The sequence below is a fragment of the Chryseobacterium sp. 2P genome (genome assembly GCF_059579425.1).
On sequence record NZ_CM184194.1, the window covers coordinates 2308997 to 2326157 of the forward strand.

Annotated in this window: 17 protein-coding genes; 7 read left to right on the forward strand and 10 right to left on the reverse strand. The window is 34.1% G+C overall.

The features are described from left to right. The first annotated feature begins 67 nt into the window (after nt 1-67). Nucleotides 68-772: a T9SS type A sorting domain-containing protein gene (locus tag AC52CF_RS10585; RefSeq protein WP_496518173.1), complete on the forward strand. Its 705-nt coding sequence runs from the start codon at nt 68-70 to the stop codon at nt 770-772. A gap of 51 nt (nt 773-823) precedes the next feature. Here the strand turns inward: AC52CF_RS10585 and AC52CF_RS10590 are convergent, their stop codons facing one another. The 6 genes from AC52CF_RS10590 to AC52CF_RS10615 all read right to left on the reverse strand — a co-directional run bounded on the left by AC52CF_RS10590 (nt 824) and on the right by AC52CF_RS10615 (nt 7211). After that, nucleotides 824-1591, reverse strand: a complete 768-nt coding sequence (locus tag AC52CF_RS10590; RefSeq protein ID WP_214589629.1) for a class I SAM-dependent methyltransferase — start codon at nt 1589-1591, stop codon at nt 824-826. Continuing rightward, the gene (map, locus tag AC52CF_RS10595; RefSeq protein WP_076390365.1) at nt 1591-2400 is read right to left on the reverse strand and encodes a type I methionyl aminopeptidase; all 810 of its coding nucleotides are present in this window, start codon (nt 2398-2400) and stop codon (nt 1591-1593) included. The genes AC52CF_RS10590 and map overlap by 1 nt, the downstream gene beginning before the upstream one ends. 93 nt (nt 2401-2493) lie before the next feature. After that, the gene (locus AC52CF_RS10600) at nt 2494-2925 is read right to left on the reverse strand and encodes a BT0820 family HAD-type phosphatase (protein ID WP_214589627.1); all 432 of its coding nucleotides are present in this window, start codon (nt 2923-2925) and stop codon (nt 2494-2496) included. Nucleotides 2926-3017: 92 nt separating this feature from the next. Further along, entirely contained in the window at nt 3018-3998 is a 981-nt protein-coding gene (locus AC52CF_RS10605; RefSeq protein WP_214589626.1) for an acyl-ACP desaturase, read from the reverse strand. A 204-nt stretch (nt 3999-4202) separates the two neighbouring features. Next, the gene (gpmI, locus tag AC52CF_RS10610; protein ID WP_375181912.1) at nt 4203-5744 is read right to left on the reverse strand and encodes a 2,3-bisphosphoglycerate-independent phosphoglycerate mutase; all 1542 of its coding nucleotides are present in this window, start codon (nt 5742-5744) and stop codon (nt 4203-4205) included. Between the two features lie 231 nt (nt 5745-5975). After that, nucleotides 5976-7211 (reverse strand): DUF2268 domain-containing putative Zn-dependent protease, encoded by a 1236-nt coding sequence (locus AC52CF_RS10615; protein WP_375181913.1) that lies wholly within the window; start codon nt 7209-7211, stop codon nt 5976-5978. A gap of 237 nt (nt 7212-7448) precedes the next feature. Between AC52CF_RS10615 and AC52CF_RS10620 the strand changes: the two genes are divergently transcribed. After that, nucleotides 7449-7772, forward strand: a complete 324-nt coding sequence (locus tag AC52CF_RS10620) for a translation initiation factor (protein WP_034696743.1) — start codon at nt 7449-7451, stop codon at nt 7770-7772. A gap of 349 nt (nt 7773-8121) precedes the next feature. Here AC52CF_RS10620 and AC52CF_RS10625 read toward each other — a convergent pair whose 3' ends face one another. Together AC52CF_RS10625 and AC52CF_RS10630 are read right to left on the reverse strand one after the other, a co-directional pair. Then, a complete protein-coding gene (locus AC52CF_RS10625; RefSeq protein WP_375181914.1) occupies nt 8122-8967 on the reverse strand; it encodes a tetratricopeptide repeat protein in 846 nt (281 codons plus the stop codon). A gap of 198 nt (nt 8968-9165) precedes the next feature. After that, on the reverse strand, nt 9166-9579 hold the full coding sequence (locus AC52CF_RS10630; protein WP_375181915.1) for a hypothetical protein: 414 nt from the start codon (nt 9577-9579) through the stop codon (nt 9166-9168). Nucleotides 9580-9887: 308 nt separating this feature from the next. Between AC52CF_RS10630 and AC52CF_RS10635 the strand changes: the two genes are divergently transcribed. Then, nucleotides 9888-10742, forward strand: coding sequence for a nucleoside phosphorylase (locus AC52CF_RS10635; protein WP_290261758.1), 855 nt, complete (start codon nt 9888-9890; stop codon nt 10740-10742). Between the two features lie 149 nt (nt 10743-10891). On the opposite strand, the gene AC52CF_RS10640 is transcribed toward AC52CF_RS10635, so the two are convergent. Continuing rightward, nucleotides 10892-12265 carry a phage tail-like protein gene (locus tag AC52CF_RS10640; protein WP_496518174.1) on the reverse strand — a complete coding sequence of 458 codons (1374 nt, stop codon included), beginning with the start codon at nt 12263-12265 and terminating at the stop codon, nt 10892-10894. Between the two features lie 678 nt (nt 12266-12943). Here AC52CF_RS10640 and AC52CF_RS10645 point away from each other — a divergent pair. The 4 genes from AC52CF_RS10645 to AC52CF_RS10660 all read left to right on the forward strand — a co-directional run bounded on the left by AC52CF_RS10645 (nt 12944) and on the right by AC52CF_RS10660 (nt 15630). Then, entirely contained in the window at nt 12944-13243 is a 300-nt protein-coding gene (locus AC52CF_RS10645) for a DUF883 domain-containing protein (protein ID WP_496518175.1), read from the forward strand. Between the two features lie 121 nt (nt 13244-13364). After that, nucleotides 13365-14174, forward strand: a complete 810-nt coding sequence (locus AC52CF_RS10650) for an enoyl-ACP reductase FabI (protein ID WP_047375319.1) — start codon at nt 13365-13367, stop codon at nt 14172-14174. Nucleotides 14175-14288: 114 nt separating this feature from the next. Continuing rightward, a complete protein-coding gene (locus AC52CF_RS10655; protein ID WP_290261745.1) occupies nt 14289-15056 on the forward strand; it encodes a hypothetical protein in 768 nt (255 codons plus the stop codon). 19 nt (nt 15057-15075) lie between these two features. Beyond that, nucleotides 15076-15630, forward strand: coding sequence for an SMI1/KNR4 family protein (locus AC52CF_RS10660; RefSeq protein ID WP_290261742.1), 555 nt, complete (start codon nt 15076-15078; stop codon nt 15628-15630). Nucleotides 15631-15698: 68 nt separating this feature from the next. Here the strand turns inward: AC52CF_RS10660 and AC52CF_RS10665 are convergent, their stop codons facing one another. Continuing rightward, entirely contained in the window at nt 15699-17138 is a 1440-nt protein-coding gene (locus AC52CF_RS10665) for a glycoside hydrolase family 30 protein (protein WP_290261739.1), read from the reverse strand. Nucleotides 17139-17161 lie beyond the last annotated feature (23 nt).

A 17161-nucleotide genomic window follows, 5' to 3' on the forward strand; every position in this document is an offset into this window, starting at 1 on the left:
AAGCCGTTTTCATAATTTGAAAGCGGCTTTTTAGTAAAGAAATGCTATCTTTGAGAAAATTTAAACCATGAAAAAAACTTTACTTCTTTTGTGTTGCGGCGGTCTTTTATTGGCTCAAAATACTTCCCAACTGTTCAATACAAACTGGTATATTTCACAAATGATTATAGGAGGACAAACAACCGTTACTCCTACGATGGATCAGTCGCTTCAGCCTTCTACATTTTCAAATTCATCGGGAAGCAATGTTTTTACCTCCAAATATTTTAATGTTTCCGGAATACCGCTTACCTTTTCTACTATAGATGATTCATTTACAAAAAACGGTTCTTCGGGATGTACGTTGGCTGATTACTGGGGAAATAATATGACGGCTGTACAAGGATATGATCAAAAAAATTGCGATTTTTACGTTAATCCGGCAATTGGTCAGGTTTATAATTATCAGGTTGTTCCTAATGGTTCGGGAAAGACTCTCATCATTACGAATCCTTCTAATGGAAATAAAATTTATTATAACAGTTTCATTTTATCAACGAAAGAGAATAATCTTAAAACTACCATTTCTTTTCAAAACCCTGTAAAGGATAATTTAATTGTAATAAATCTGGAAAATGATCTTCCCGTAAAGGTTTTCAATATGCTTGGACAAATGATGTATGAAGGTAAAACGTCTGACAAAAAAGTGAAAATTGACACTCAAAATTTTGAAAAAGGACAATATATTTTAATGATTGAAGGGCAAAAGCCTTTGAAATTTATCAAAGAATAATTTACTTAAATTTAAGAAAAAACAAAAACGTCTTCGTAACGAAGACGTTTCTTATTTTTTGTATACTATAGGCAGAATTTCATTTTCTCTAAGCCCGTATTTTTTTATTTCCTCTTGGGTGAACTGTTTAGAATAGAAATTAATATCCGTTTCAAAGCCTGCTTTTTTCAGTCGGTCAAAATAATCCATTCCGTACCAGCGAACGTGATCATACTGCCCGAAATGTTTCTGACGTTCTTTCGGATCTTTTATCGTAAAATCTTCATACGTTTTTTCCAAAGAATTTTTCATCGGAACCTGAAGAATTCCCCAACCTCCCGGTCTTAAAACACGGTACAGTTCACTCATCGCTTTGGCATCATCTTCAATGTGTTCCAGAACGTGGTTGCAAAAAACAATATCAAAACTTTCATTCTCAAAAGGCAAATCGAGAATGTCTGCTTTTACATCTACAATCGGCGAAAAAAGATCGGCAGAAATGTAGTTTAAGTTTTTCATTCTCTTAAATTTTCTCAGGAATTCCTGTTCCGGAGCGATGTGCAGAACTTTGTAATTTTTAATGAAAAAATCGGTTTCATTTTGCAGATACAGCCACATCTGTCGGTGTCTTTCCAGACTTAAAGTTCCGGGAGATAATGCGTTTTCGCGCTGACTTCCGTATCCGTAAGGAAGAAATTTCCGGTAAGATCTTCCGTCAATAGGATCAAAAAACGTATCGCCTTTAAAGAACTGATAGATAAGAGGTCGTGCCCAAATGCTCATTTTAATAAGCATCGGACGCGGAATTTTATTCAGTAAAAGTTTAGTTACTTTTTTCATTAAAAATCCAATTGGAACGCTTTTTCTTCATCGCTTACGATTCCTAAAGCGTCATAAATATACTGGAATGTTGAAAGCAACACCGGTTTTCCGTTAATTACCGCAACATCGTGTTCGAAGTGCGCAGAAGGCTGATTGTCTAACGTTGTCACCGTCCATCCATCATTATGAAATTTCACTTTTTCAGTTCCCAGATTAATCATCGGTTCAATTGCAATCGTTAATCCGTCTTTAATTACTTTTCCGCTGCCTTGTCTTCCATAATTCGGAACCTGCGGATCTTCGTGCATTTGTCTTCCGACACCATGACCAACAAGTTCTCTTACAACACCATATCCTTCTTTTTCGCAGTGCGCCTGAATAGCGTGAGAAATGTCTCCGATTCTTTTTCCTCGTACACACTGCTCAATTCCTTTATAAAGAGATTCTTTAGCTATTTTCAAAAGTTTTTTGGTTTCAGGTTTTACTTCCCCAATTTCAAAAGTATAAGCATGATCGCCCACAAAACCGTTCAGAACAGCACCACAGTCTACAGAAAGTACGTCTCCTTCTTTAATTTCTTCTTTGCTTGGAAAACCGTGAACCACCTGTTCATTTGGAGAAATACATAAAGAGTACGGAAAACCTCCATAACCTAAAAATGCAGGTTCAGCACCGTGATCCTTTATGAAATCATGCGCTAACTTATCCAAATATAAAGTGGTAATCCCGGGTTTGATTTCTTTTGCCAACATTCCTAATGTTCTTGAAACCAGACGGGCACTTTCTTTCATAAGACGTAGTTCGTCTATTGTTTTTAATTGAATCATTGTTTTAATTTACCAATGTATTAGTATATCCAATGTAACAATATCAATAATTGGTAAATTGCTACACCGTTAAATCGTTACATTTTAATTATTCTACCAGAATAATCCTTTTTTCTTTTCTTTTTTTAATTTTGAATAGGCTAAAACCTCTTTTCCTTCTACACGGAATTCTATTCTTTCCTGAATAATATTATAAATTTCGCCCCATCCCGGAAATCCTCCCAGATTTCTGTCGTCTATGAACCAGTCTGCATCTAATTTTCTGGATTGTGTTTCGGGATCGAAAACTTCTCCTTCAAAACTTGAATTGACTGCATAAAACTCAACGCCGTTTTCTTTGCAGAATTCTACTGCCTCATCCAGTGTTTTTCCGTGTCTGTATGTCCACAGAATTAATCTGAAACCTTCCGCCTGAAGTCTTTTAAGTGTTTCGAAAGCAAAAATTTTCGCCTTGCCGATTCCCGGATATGCATCGTCCACAATGGTTCCATCGAAATCAACAGCAATTTTTTTATTATTCATCATTATATTTAAGATTTAGAATTGCAAAGATACAAAATAAAAAGAGTGCCAAAAATACTTAGCACTCTTACTTTATAATTTATCCAATTATAGAACTAACTTTTTACCCAATTGAACTGAAACTGAAGATCCGGCGTTGAAATTCTGTCTGTAATTTTCTGCAGCCTTGCAGGAAGTTTCATTAAATATTCCTGTGCTTTTTCAGCTTTTTCGTTTAGACCTTTTACGTGTTCAATCTTCCATTCATCCAGAAGGTCTTTCAGAATATTGATGTAATCCTGTCCTGTATATACCATGCATCTCTGTGCAGCATCCGAAAAATGTCCCCAAAGTTCTCCTGCTTTTTGTCCGGACTGTCTCATCATGTGAGCAGGCATTACGATTTTCTTACGCATCATATCTTCAAAAGCAAGAATCATTTCCGAAGGATCAATTTCTAAAATTTTTGCTACGAAATGTTTGTATGCTTTAGCGTGTCTCGCTTCATCTGCAGCAATTACACCGCACATTTTAGCCAATTTTCCGTTTCCGGACTGTTTTGCTAACGTTCCTACTCTTCTGTGGGAAATATTGGTTGCTGTTTCCTGAAAACTCGTGTATACGAAGTTTCTGTAAGGATCCATACTTGTTCCCAAATCGAAACCGTCATTAATAAGATATTGAGTGGTAACCTCAACTTCTCTCATGTTTACTCTTCCGCACAAATAAAGATATTTGCTTAAAAGATCTCCGTGTCTGTTTTCTTCTGCAGTCCAGGCTCTCACCCAGTTTGCCCATCCGATTTCATTCTGCTCCTGATCTACTCCTTCTACTCCCATTAACCAGGATTCGTAAGAAGGCAAAGCTTCTTCTGTGATGCAGTCACCAATCAGGGTTACGAAAAGATCATAAGGCATTTCACGTGCAAAAGTCTGAATTTCGTCTAAATCATGTTTAAAATCTTCGCTCGAGGGATCCGGAAGATAATCAGAGGGTTGCCAGATTTTTTCAATTGGCGTTAAAAATTTATTCAGAAAAGAACCTACTTCCTTTTCCAAAATTCCCATTACTTCTTTCCTTACAAGCTTTTGATACATTTTTAGAATTTAGATTAAATTACAAATTTAAAGTTTTATTTATTATTTAGGACATAATATTTTGTTAATTATTTCTGATATTAATCATAAAAAATGCCGCTATATAAATAATAACGGCAATTTATCTTTAATATTTTTAAAACTTAAATAATATTTAAGAAACAAATGTTTTCTGATATTTTAATGAAACCTCCAGTATTTATTCTAGTTCACTAAAATATCTCCAGTCATTACTTCAGGAATTTCTACTCCCATTACTTTCAGGATTGTAGGGGCAACATCGCCTAGTTTTCCCGGTTTAAGATTCCATGTATGGTCTTTATCCATCACAATAAAAGGAACCAGATTGGTAGAATGCTGCGTATTTGGCGTTCCGTCCGGATTAATCATCACGTCAGAATTTCCGTGGTCTGCTAAAATGAATACCGCATAACCATGCTCGTAAGCTGTGGTTGCTACTTTTTCAATGCATTTATCTACCGTTTCAGCTGCTTTTACCGCTGCTGAAAAAACTCCGGTGTGTCCTACCATATCTGTATTTGCAAAATTCAGACAGATAAAATCTGTAGTTTCATTTTCCAGCTCGGGAACGATCGCATTGGTGATGTCGTATGCTGACATTTCCGGTTTTAAATCGTAGGTAGGAACATCTTTAGGACTTGGACAAAGCAGTCTTTTTTCTCCTTTAAATTCGGCTTCTCTTCCTCCTGAAAAGAAAAATGTAACGTGAGGATATTTTTCTGTTTCTGCGATTCGGATCTGTGTTTTATGGTTTCTTTCTAAAATTTCACCCATCGTTTCGTGTAACACTTCTTCGTCGAAAACAACATGAACGTTCTGGAAAGTTTTGTCATAATTCGTTAAAGTCACATAATAAAGCGGCAGTTTTCTCATGAAAAACTCCGGGAAATCTTTCTGAGAAAGTACTTCCGTAATTTCACGGCCTCTGTCTGTACGGAAATTGAAGCAGATGACCACATCATTATCAACAATTTTAGCAACAGGAACCACATTTCCTGTCTGTGTGGAATCGATCATGATAATCGGCTTGATAAACTCATCCGTCACATGATTATCATAAGATTTCTGGATTGAAGCCAATGCATCCGTCGACTGTTCTCCCACTCCTTCTACCATCGCATCATAAGCGAGTTTTACACGCTCCCATCTTTTATCACGATCCATTGCGTAATATCTTCCGACTACGGTTGCCAGTTTTCCTACTGTTTTTTCCATGTGATCCTGAAGTTCTTCGATAAACCCTTTTCCTGAAAGCGGATCGCAGTCGCGCCCGTCTGTAAAGGCATGAACGAAAACATTTTCATTCAGTCCGAATTCGTGAGCTGCCGTTAAAAGTCCTTTTAAATGGTTGATATGTGAATGTACTCCCCCGTTGGAAACCAAACCGATGAAATGTACTTTTTTATTTTCTTTTTTAGCATAATCAAAAGCATCCTGAATCACTTTCTGCTGTCCTAAAGATCCGTTCTCAACCGCCATATTCAGTTTAACCAGATTTTGGTAAACCACTCTTCCAGCTCCCAGATTCATGTGTCCTACTTCAGAATTTCCCATTTGTCCGGCAGGAAGTCCAACCGCCAGACCACTTGCTTCAAGCGTTGTATGCGGAAAATTTTTAAGGCAGTTATCTATAAAAGGTGTGCTTGCTTTATCTATGGCTGAAACATCAGGATTCATTCCCAGTCCCCATCCATCAAGGATCGCTAATATTGCTTTTTTCGACATTTTGTATAAACTTTTGTATTACAAATTTATTTATTTTGAAATGAATGAAAGAATGGACGAACTTAAATTTTGTTTAAAATATAATAAATACTGAAATCTTACAAAATTTTTTCTCTCGCGGATTTTTTAGATTTTTTTAAACGCAAAGGTTTGCCAAGATTATTTTTGACTGCTATTCTTTAAAATAGAAAACTATAAACTTCCATCATCAAGTTTCACACTCCCAGCTTCTTAATTTTCAAACCAATTGTTTATTTTATATGATATTTTATTTGATTTTAGCTTATCTAAAATAATATTGCTTCCTTTTTCAAAACCTTTTACATCGGCTTCCTGATCCCAAGTTCCTTTTGTAAATTTCAACTGCACAGGGAAGTGTAATTTTAACGTGAGTGTACGTTCGAAATCACTTTTTCTATTCATTTTTACGGATGAAGCGTTCCAGTTTCCTAATTCTTTCTGATTTCCAACAATATAGATCTCATCATTTTTATCGGGAACATTTACCGTAAAAGTAATTTCGGAAGGTTCTCCAGAAAATTCACTGAAAAAATCTTCATATTTTAAATTCTTTTCTTTTGCATATTGCTGAATGTAGGAATCCAGAAAACCACTTTCTTTTAAAAACAAAAAAGGATCCTCAATATTTAAAATGTCATGTACAGCTTTATGCTTGTCTGTCTGCTTATTAAAATACGCTTCACAAATTCTGTATCCAATCCAATATCCCAAATCATTAGGTCTGTCATCTTTTTTGGTAATTCCGTAAAACCAATCGTCGAAATCATCACTTTTATAGCGTGTCACAAATTCTTTACAGAGTTGATCCAGATGTGCTTCTCCATATTCAAAAGGTATAGTATTCATCTTTTCTCCTGAAACAAACTCTCCTATAAAATCCGCTCCACCTTCCGTAACTGCCTGTTTCAAAAGATTATTTCCTCCTTTATTATTTTGTTGAAAATGAATCATTTCATGAACGATAAGCGCAACAACACCATCCAGATTTTTGAATAATTCTGTTCCAATGGAAATTCCATCTGGTGAAGAGTTCCCTCCGGTTGTCATTCTTCCGTACACAAAATATACAGTCTGGAATTTCGCTTCCGGATACCAATATTTTAAAGCACTGTATGATGATTTTAACTTTTTATCAATTGAATTAATTGCTTTTAATGTATTTCTCGTCTGTAAATATTGTTCTTTATTTTTTTTCACTGTTGCATACAGAGAATCGGCGTTAATGATGCGGTATTTAATAAAGGATTGTACTCCGGGTGAACCTTTGTATATATATTCTGTAAAAGGATTGGTTTTGGAAGTTTCCATTTTATCGAAAGCTTCCCAGAAGTTTTGAGTGTCTTTTGTTTCTATGACAGCTTTCAGAGGATCTTCCGTTAGTTGAGCATTTGCGGTTCCGAAAACAAGTAAAAAAGTTGAAATAAAATGCCTGGCTAATAGTTTCATATTTGGTGCAAATAAAATATTTTTTGTTATTAACGATCAAAAATAAAAAAATGTTGTCAATGATTTTATTTTTTTGTTTATAAATCACAAATACATGAATTTTTAAAATATCTTCTAATTATGTTTTAACACGCAATATTTTGATTTTTATAACGTTTGGAGTTTTAAAAATATGCTGAAATCGTTTAGTTTGTGATTTATAAATAGAAAAAGTAAATATTTTATTAATTTTGCTCTATGGATTTAAGAGATCAACTGAAAAACCTTTTTCCTGATCATGAAGAACAGGATTTTGAGATGCCTGAAGAACAGTTCAAGCAAAAAGAACCTTTGGTTTGCAAATTTGAAAAAAAAGGAAGAAACGGAAAGCCTGTAACGATTGTAGAAGGTTGGGAAGGAAGTGAGGAAGACCTGAAAAAAATCTCAAAAAAGATAAAAACTACACTGGGAATCGGTGGTTCTGAAAAGGACGGAACGATTATCATTCAGGGAGATAATCGTGATAAGATTATGAATATCCTTAAAGAAATGGGCTATAAAACCAAGAGAGTTGGCGGATAGTTTTAGTCATTAAAGAATTTTATTTTCTTCGCGCGAAGGTCGCTAAGTCTTTTTAAATAGACTTTAAAATATTTTACGGTCGCAACGGCACTTCGTTCAGCAAATGATAGCGGAAGCCTTGCAATAATAGTTTTATGATTTTTAAAAATAAATCTGTGTTTGTGGCATCATTATTTTTAGCTTTTCAATGGTTGCTTTTTCCATTGGGTTTCCTGTTAATATTAATGTTTTAAGATTTTTCAGTTGAGGAATGTTAATTAAATGAATTTTATATTAAATCGGAACTTATAAGAATCAAAAAAAGCCATATAAAATATGACTTTTAATTGTATTCAATTGGGTTAGGTTTTTAAGACAGGCTGTACCATTTTTTGAACAGGCTGTCGTAATCTTTCTGGTCAGATTTTGTCTTAATCAACGCAGCAAGCTGTGACATCTGTGTTTCTGCATCTGCTTTTCGCTTGTTGTAAATTAAAAAGTCGCAGTAGTTCCACATATTGGTATAGTATGGTTTTATACTGATGCTTTTCTGATAATTTGCTTCCGCTGCTGCAATATCTTTATTCATTAAATGACATGATGCTAACTGATCGTACAGAAAAGCTTCATCCTGCTGATCCCAGCTTTGGGTGAGCGCTTCATTATAAACATCAATCGCTTTCTGATATTCTCCTTTCATTAAAAATTTCCCGCCGCGGTTGATAAATTCATTGGTTCTGTTGCTGATATCCGGTCCGGAATTATCATCACTATAAACAACACCAATTTCACCTGACATTGCCGCTTTTTTTAAAAACTCCGCCAGTTTCTCATCAGATTCTGTATTTTCGAAGAAATCATTGATTGGTTTCAGCAGATATTCCTCAATCTGAATCGTTCCCGTAGCTTCATTCAGTCGCTTGTATAATTTAGCGGTTAATTTATCGGCTTTAACGTTCATTTCGTTTAAAATTTCTGTTAAAAGATCTAAAACAGCTAACACATGAGTTCTGTATTCTAGGGTTACCTTATCTCCGAATGGAAGAACAAAAGCTTCTCTTAATTCTTTTAAAGCGGCATTGTAATCGCCATTAGTATACAGTTTTCTGGCATTGATTAATCTTCCGGGAGCGTTTTTTAAACTTTTACGGCTGGAAATTACCGTGTAAATAATAAGCACAGCAAGAATCGCTGCAAAAATGATAACGTACTTCATAAATTTAAGTTTTTAAGGTAAATAGTTTATAATTGTATTATTTTTAGCCTGAATAATCTGCTCTGCTATACAGATATTGATAAGACTAATTTTTATACTTTTTATATTATCGGCGCAATATAGTCATTTTAATAAAACTTTATCTACAAATTTCATCAATGTGGTACTTAAACTGTTGAATATTTCATTGATCATTAACTATTTCCGGCTTACATCCGTGAGAGTATTCAAAAATGCAATAATCTGTTTTATTTCGGTTTGTGTTAAATTCAGCTTATCCGAAGCCAGCGTCTGATTTTTCACTTGTAAGCCAAAATCTTTTCCTCCCCCTTGTTGTAAAAATCCATGACTTCTTCCAGAGTATTGAAAGCACCGTTGTGAAAATAAGGTTTTATTAAAGCCACATTTCTTACTGTTGCTGTTTTGAAAGACTTTTCGTAGATCCAAGAATTTTCCTTTTTCACAGGACTGTTGATTCTTCCCTGATCTTCTGTCGAATGTTTTAAAATCTGTATTTTTTGCGAGATAATTAATTTTTTGCTTTAAAATGGCATCGGCTTTCTGAATATTATAATTTTTAAAGTAAGGATCATCATGAAGATATTTTTGCATCCCTGAAAAAGCATGAGCAGAAAAAGGATCGCAACAAAGGGATAAAATCTCATGAAATTTTTAGCGCAAATCTATTAACAGCGCACAATTCGGACGTTACCACAATTTTAAATCTGAATTAAATAATGTTTACATCTCAGTTCGGGTATTTTTTATTAATTTTAAACCCCGAAATCAAATTCATTACTAAAAGTCAATTTCCAATATTGACATTCTAAAAATAATGATGAGGATATTGGGAGAGGATTTTTAAAGATTGACAAAAATCAATCACAATTTTCAATTATTAAAACTATAAAAAACAAATTATGCTGAATAAACTTGCTGCTTCAGAACTTGTTCTGAACGAAGACGGAAGTGTTTATCACCTGAACCTTTTACCGGAAGATATTGCCGAAAAAATTATTCTTGTAGGCGATCCGGATCGTGTTGCGAAGGTTTCAAAATATTTTGATAAAGTAGAAGTTAAAAAGAATAAAAGAGAATTTTACACGCATACAGGAACGCTGAGAGGCGAAAGAATCACTGTAATGTCCACAGGAATCGGGACTGAGAATATTGACATTGTGATGAACGAGCTTGATGCGCTGGTAAATATCGATCTTAAAAATAAAGAATTTAAAACGGAACATTCTGCTTTACAGTTATTCAGAATGGGAACCTGCGGAAGTGTAAATCCAGAGGTTCAGGTAGACAATATGCTGGTTACACAAAATGTTGTAGGATTGGACGGTCTGATGCATTTTTATCAGGATTATGCGTTTGAAAATGAATTTTCCAGAAACTTTACAGAAAAGTTTCCTTACCCGAAAATCAAACCTATGCTTTATTTTGCAGATTGGGCGGAAGAATTGGGAGAATTATACAAAGACGCAAAATATCATGGGAATACCGCAACATTCCCCGGCTTCTATGCTCCACAGGGAAGACAATTACGTTTGAAAGCTGTTGATGATAGATTTCTAGAAACTCTGAACGATCTGGGTGTAACAAACTTCGAAATGGAAACTTCTGCGATTTATGCATTGTCTAAACTTTTAGGACATAAAGCAATTACTGTAAATAATGTAATTGCCAACAGAAGACGCGGAGAATTTTCTGCAGATCATCATGCTTCCGAGAAAAATCTTATCGAATGGGTATTGGAAAGAATCATTAAATAACGAAGTAAATGACTCTGCTATTATAAATTTCAATACTGATAAAAGTAAAAGGATCTCGTTGATGAGATCCTTTCTTTATAACCATTAAAGAAAACTTCTGAAGATTTTTTCAATCTGTACGAAGTGACGCATTTTATTATTTAATTCTGTTAAAATTCATTAATCGTGACGTAGAAATGTGAAGAATACAAGCTTTCTGCGTTTCCTGAAATATTGGTAAGATTAATTGTAATAGAAGAAGTTGAAGTCATTCTCGGATTAGAAATAGAAAACGATGCATTTCCTGCGAAATCCGAAGCCGGAGTTACCACAATTGTCGCTCTGGTAGAGCTTGGAAGCATTGTCGCAGGAATAGCAATATCCATAGTTGTAGATTTTCCTGATGGCAGGTTATTAATAGAAACACTTGGCCAAACCTCAAAACTGATCTGGTTTTTATTTACCGTTCCTTTGCTTCCCAATTTGTACTGTCCGTTTACGTCTAATCTTGCTGTAGTATTCGGTGTACTTGTTCCTATTCCTACGTTTGCACTGCTGTTTCCGATGGCAATTGCATTATACTGGCTTGTGGTGGTGTTGTAACCAATTGCTGTAGAATTCTGCCCTATTGCAGAAGCTCCGGAACCTACTGCTGTGGAATTCTGTCCGTTGGTCACGGTATTGAATCCAACTGCTGTCTCGCTGTTGGAATTTGTCTTTGCATTGTAACCTAATGCCACTGATTGAAATCCTGCCGCGAATGAATTGTTTCCCAATGCTGATGATTCGTTGGCTGTGGTTTTAGAGTTATATCCGATTGCCGTAGACTGAAATCCGTCCGCTAAAGAATTATTCCCGATTGCTGTGGATTCGTTTTTATTGGTTTTGGCATTATAGCCGATTGCATTTGATTTGAATGCTGCTGCTGTTGCTTTGTTTCCTACTGCCAAACCGTCATTTGCCCCTACAGAAGCTTCATTTCCGATAGAAACTCCCTGATAAGCAGAACTTGAAGTTCCGATTGAAATACCGTTCTGTCCTGCATTTGCCATTGGGCCTAAACTTACGGAGTTGTCTACACCCAGTCTTCCCATTTTTACAGAATTAACTTTAAAAACAAGATCATCGTAGGTATTGGTTCCTAAAGCAAGATTGGTATTTGCTCCTCCATTGTTTCCGCTGTTGGTTGCGGTATCATTCCAGCCGTCTCCTCCTCCGGGAATAATTGGATTGATCTGGCTTCCTGCAATAGAAAGCATATTCCATTTTGCATTATTCCAGTAGAAAAAGCCAGTCTCCACTAATCCGGCCTGTCCGTTATTCCATACAATAAGTCCATCAGCGGGAGAAACAATTGTGGTATTATCCGTATCGGAATTTAAGGCAACACTTGGAAATAGTACACCTTTGTTATTAGAATTAATTTCCAACATGGCAGAAGGCTTTGGTGAAGGGGTTCCTATCCCAACCTGAGCCTGTGAAAAAGTGAAGCTTAAAAAAAATAAGCCTGCAAATAAGATTTTAAATTTTGAATGTCTCTGCATTTCTAGTTTTTGTTAAATAGCTATCAGTTTGATACCACAAATATAATAATTTTTAATAAAAAGCAAATATTTTTGACAATTCAGCAACTTAACACTAAATAGTGAATAATTACTACAAAAAGTGTCTTTTAATCACAGTTTATTGAAGATTAATATAGAATTTATTCTATAGAAAAAACCCTTTAAATAGTAGACAAATGAGGAATTTGATTTTTTTTGAATAGTAATTTATTTAAATATTTATCAAAAAAAAACATGTAATAATGAATAAAACATAATTTATCACTACGCATTGAAGACAAGCATACCTAAACTTCGATGAATAAAAGGATTTATAGTATTCTTCAATGATTTCAGCTTATTATAATAGAAAATATAAATACATTTTATTTATAAAGCTAATGATGATGATTTCAGTTAAATATTAAAAAATTAATCTACATAAAATATTATGAATATATAATATGCATTAAGTATTGCTAAGTTTTTATTTATAGTATCATATTAAAGACTTAAAGAACTTCATCTGAAAAATGATCATATCGTATTTTCTGCACAAATTAAAGGTTAACACAATAGCTTTTATATCAATTAAAGTTTATGAAAATTTTAACAATCAGAAAAAATTTTAGGAATGGTTCTTGTTTAATTATAATCACACAAACAAAATATCACATTATGAACAATTCGGAATACAACAAAGCAGAAAACGCAGTAGATGACACAAAAAACTCTTTAAAAGATGCTGCAGATAATGCAAAATGGAAAGTAGAGGAATTGGCAGACAGAGCCAAAGATTATATTAATGAAAAAAGAAACAATGATGAAGAAGCGAGACATGAAGACTGGCTGGACAGAGTAAAAAATAATTTTGCTGATGCATGGGATGATGTTAAAGATAAAGCCAATGATGCATGGGAAAAAACAAAAGATGCAGCAGAAGATGTAAAAGCAGAATGGAACAAGAAAACGAATTAAAAATTTCAGTCATATAAATATTTTCAAGAAAAACGGAGTCTTTTTACAGAAGGCTCCGTTTTTTATTGTGTACTAAACACAAATATTGCTACATTTGTATAATAATAAACATTAAAAAATTATGTCATACGGTTTACTTAAAGGCAAAAAGGGAATTATTTTTGGAGCCCTTAATGAACAATCGATCGCATGGAAAGTTGCAGAAAGATGTCATGAAGAAGGTGCTGAATTTATTTTGTCTAACGCTCCTATTGCTTTGAGAATGGGAGAACTTAACGGTTTAGCAGAGAAAACAGGATCTGAAGTAATTGGTGCAGATGCTACTTCTATTGAGGATCTTGAAAAACTTTTTGATGCTGCTGTTGCCAAATTCGGTAAAATCGATTTCATCCTTCACTCTATCGGAATGTCCATCAACGTAAGAAAAGGAAAGCATTATACAGAAATGAACTACGACTGGTTAGAGAAAGGCTGGGATATCTCTGCTGTTTCTTTCCACAAAGTAATGAGAGTGGCTTGGGAAAAAGACTGTATGAATGAATGGGGAAGTATTTTGGCGCTTACTTATATTGCTGCACAGAGAACATTCCCGGATTATAATGATATGTCTGACAACAAAGCTTATCTTGAAAGCATTGCAAGAACTTTCGGAAACTATTGGGGTGAAAGAAAAGTTCGTGTAAATACAGTTTCTCAGTCTCCTACAATGACAACTGCTGGAAGCGGTGTGAAAGGTTTCGGAGGTTTTCTTGGATATGCAGAAGATATGTCTCCGCTAGGAAACGCAACAGCACTTGAATGTGCAGACTACTGTGTAACGTTATTCTCTGATCTTACTAAGAAAGTAACGATGCAGAATCTTTTCCATGACGGAGGTTTCAGCAGTTCGGGGGTTACTCAGAGAGTGATCAGTAAATATGATACTGAATAATTTAAATCATTATTCTTATATAAATTAAGCCGGATTATTGAATTCGGCTTTTTTATTTGGATTAGTAAGCGAAAATTTAATAATTTTCATAATACATTTGATTTTAGTTTAAAAATGAAAAAAATATTTTTACCATTTGTAGCTGTTACCTTCTTATTTTCCTGTAAAAAAATTAATGAAAAAGATAATATTAAACCTCAAACAGTAAAAAAAGACGAGAATCTAAAAATTTTGGACGAAAACAAAGATTTTGTAATCTTTATTCATCCAACATCTCAATATTTAGATAGTTTAAAGAAAACGTATAAAAATGAGGATGATTTCTATACAATTGCAGACGATGCCAATTATTATACTGCAGAAGCCGGTGAATATATTTTAAAAAATAATATTGATAGAATTGATATAGAGATTGATAAGACAATTAAAATCGGAAAAATAAATATTAACCTATCTCAATACAAACCATGGTCTCTCTTATTATATGCTAAAGGAAAAGTTAAAAATGTTTATCCTATAGATATTGAAGATGAACTTCCTAAATTTTATGGAATTAAAAATAAAATCACCGAAGAAAAGTGTAATATTGAAAAAGCGTTAGATCTTATCAATAATTTACCAGAAGTTAAAAATCAGTCAAAGTTCGTAGATTCTATTTCATCAAATAAGAAACATCTTTCTTTTATGACAGATAGTCTTGAGCTCAATAAACAACCATATTATATAATCAAAACAGGATTTAATGGGAAGCTTCATTGGGAAACTTATACTATTTTTTACATCAATAAAAATAACTGCAAGGAAATTTTAGTTGATGAAACAGTTTCCGGGGATGTAATTTCATTAGAAAAATGGAGAAAAAGTAATCATAATCAATTTTAATCGCATTAAACACCATATCATGGATGAAACAATTGAAAAATTAAATCAATATCTATCAGTCTTAAGACCTGAATTTTATTCTCAATTGAATAATCCTCTCACGGATGAACAGATAGATACATTAGAAGATTACTATAAATTGGAAATTCCAACAGATTTGCGAATACTTTACAAATGGAAAAACGGACAAAATATGAATTGTTATGATTCTTTCGTAAACAATTCCATGTTTATTCCTTTAAATCAGGCTCTTTTTGATGCATCCGAATTAAATATGATGATTGGAACCGATTTCGAAATTGAAAACTGGTGGAATGAAAACTGGATTCCTATTTTTCAAAATGGCGGAGGAGACAGCATTTGTTATGATGTAAAAGGAATTTTTACCGGACAGAAAAATCAATTAATTGAATTCTGGCATGCCGATAATGACAGGAATATCATTTCCGGCAGTTTAGAATCTTTTCTTACTAAATTAATCGATTTTTATGAAACTAAAGATAACATTGATTTTGATGAATTTTTTAGAATCAGAAATATTAAGGGATATCCAAAAAGATTTATTGTTGAATAATATATAAAACAAAATCGGCGGCATCTTCGATGCCGCCGATTCTAAATAATAAAAATATAATATGAAGTCTATAAAATTACAGTCTGTATAGAATGTGCAGGAGCAGATAATTTTGCAGCCATACCTTCGATCCAGAGATGTGTATCCATATCGTTATCCGTATCATTCATGATAACCGTTACCAACTGTCCGTTTTCATTCATGAAAGTGGTTGAAGTTAATGCAGCTCTGTTTGACGAAGTTCCGATTCTGACCGCTTTTGGTTTAATGAATTTTGAAACGTGCCCTACATAATAATATTCATAGGTATAATGAAGCTCTCCGGTTTTAGTATCTGCAATAATAGGTGCAAAACAGAAATTTCCAACATGGTTTGGTCCGCCTGTTTCATCCAGAAGAACATTCCAGTCTGTCCATAAAGCCGTTCCTTTATTGAAATCGTTGATCATGTTTCTTCCGTATAATTCGCCTAAACTCACTTCATAAATTTTAGACATATCAAACTGCTCTTTACAGCCTTCGGTAAAAGCTAAAAACTTATCCGGAAAAGCTCTCTGAGTTTCAGATAAATTATCAAAAAGCTGGGTTTTGTTGTTCCATGTTTCGTACCAGTGATAGCTGATTCCCGATGCGTATTTTGACGTTTCAGGATCGTTTAACGTTGTTGTAGCTCTCTGGTAAATCAAATCACGGTTATGATCCCAAATCATCACTTTTTTATCCTTGAAACCATTTTTCCAAAGAGTCGGACCTAAATTATTTTTGAGAAATTCTCCTTCTTCTTCCGCCGAATAAATACACGACTCCCAGGTCTGTGTTGCCATCGGTTCGTTCTGAACTGTCAGTCCCCAAACATTGATTCCTCTTTTTTCGTATTCTTTAATGAATTTAATATAATAATCTGCCCAAGTCTGATAGAAAGAATTTTCCAGCCTTCCTCCTTTCAGCATATTTTTGTTTGACTTCATCCAAGACGGAGGACTCCACGGTGAAAAATAAAAGGTAAAATCTTTTCCGATTGACTTTTGCGCTTCTTTAATCATCGGAATTTTATACTTTTCATCATGCGAAACAGTAAAGGATTTTAACGAATTATCGTTTTCCTGAACATAGGTGTAAGAATCGCTTGAGAAATCACACGAATTCATATTGGTACGCACAACGGTGTATCCCAAACCATTTTTTCCGTAATAGGCTTCAATAATTTCTTTCTGCTTCTCTTTCGGAAGTTTATAAAAAGTCTCCGCGGAAGCATCCGTAATGGCGCCACCAATTCCTATTAATTTCTGATATTTAAAGTCCGGATCTACAAAAATACAGGCATCCGTTTCTTTGGGCTGACCAAATTTCTCGAATTTTACCGTGCCTTTATCCACCATCTTTTCATTGGTTTTGGAATTGGTAAGGAAAACTTTTGCCGTTTTACCTGCATTTTTCTTCCAGTAATTTTGTGCGTTTGCATTGAAAGCCAACCCAACTACAAAGCAACTTACAATTAATCTCTTCATTATAATCTTTTCTTATTTTTTAA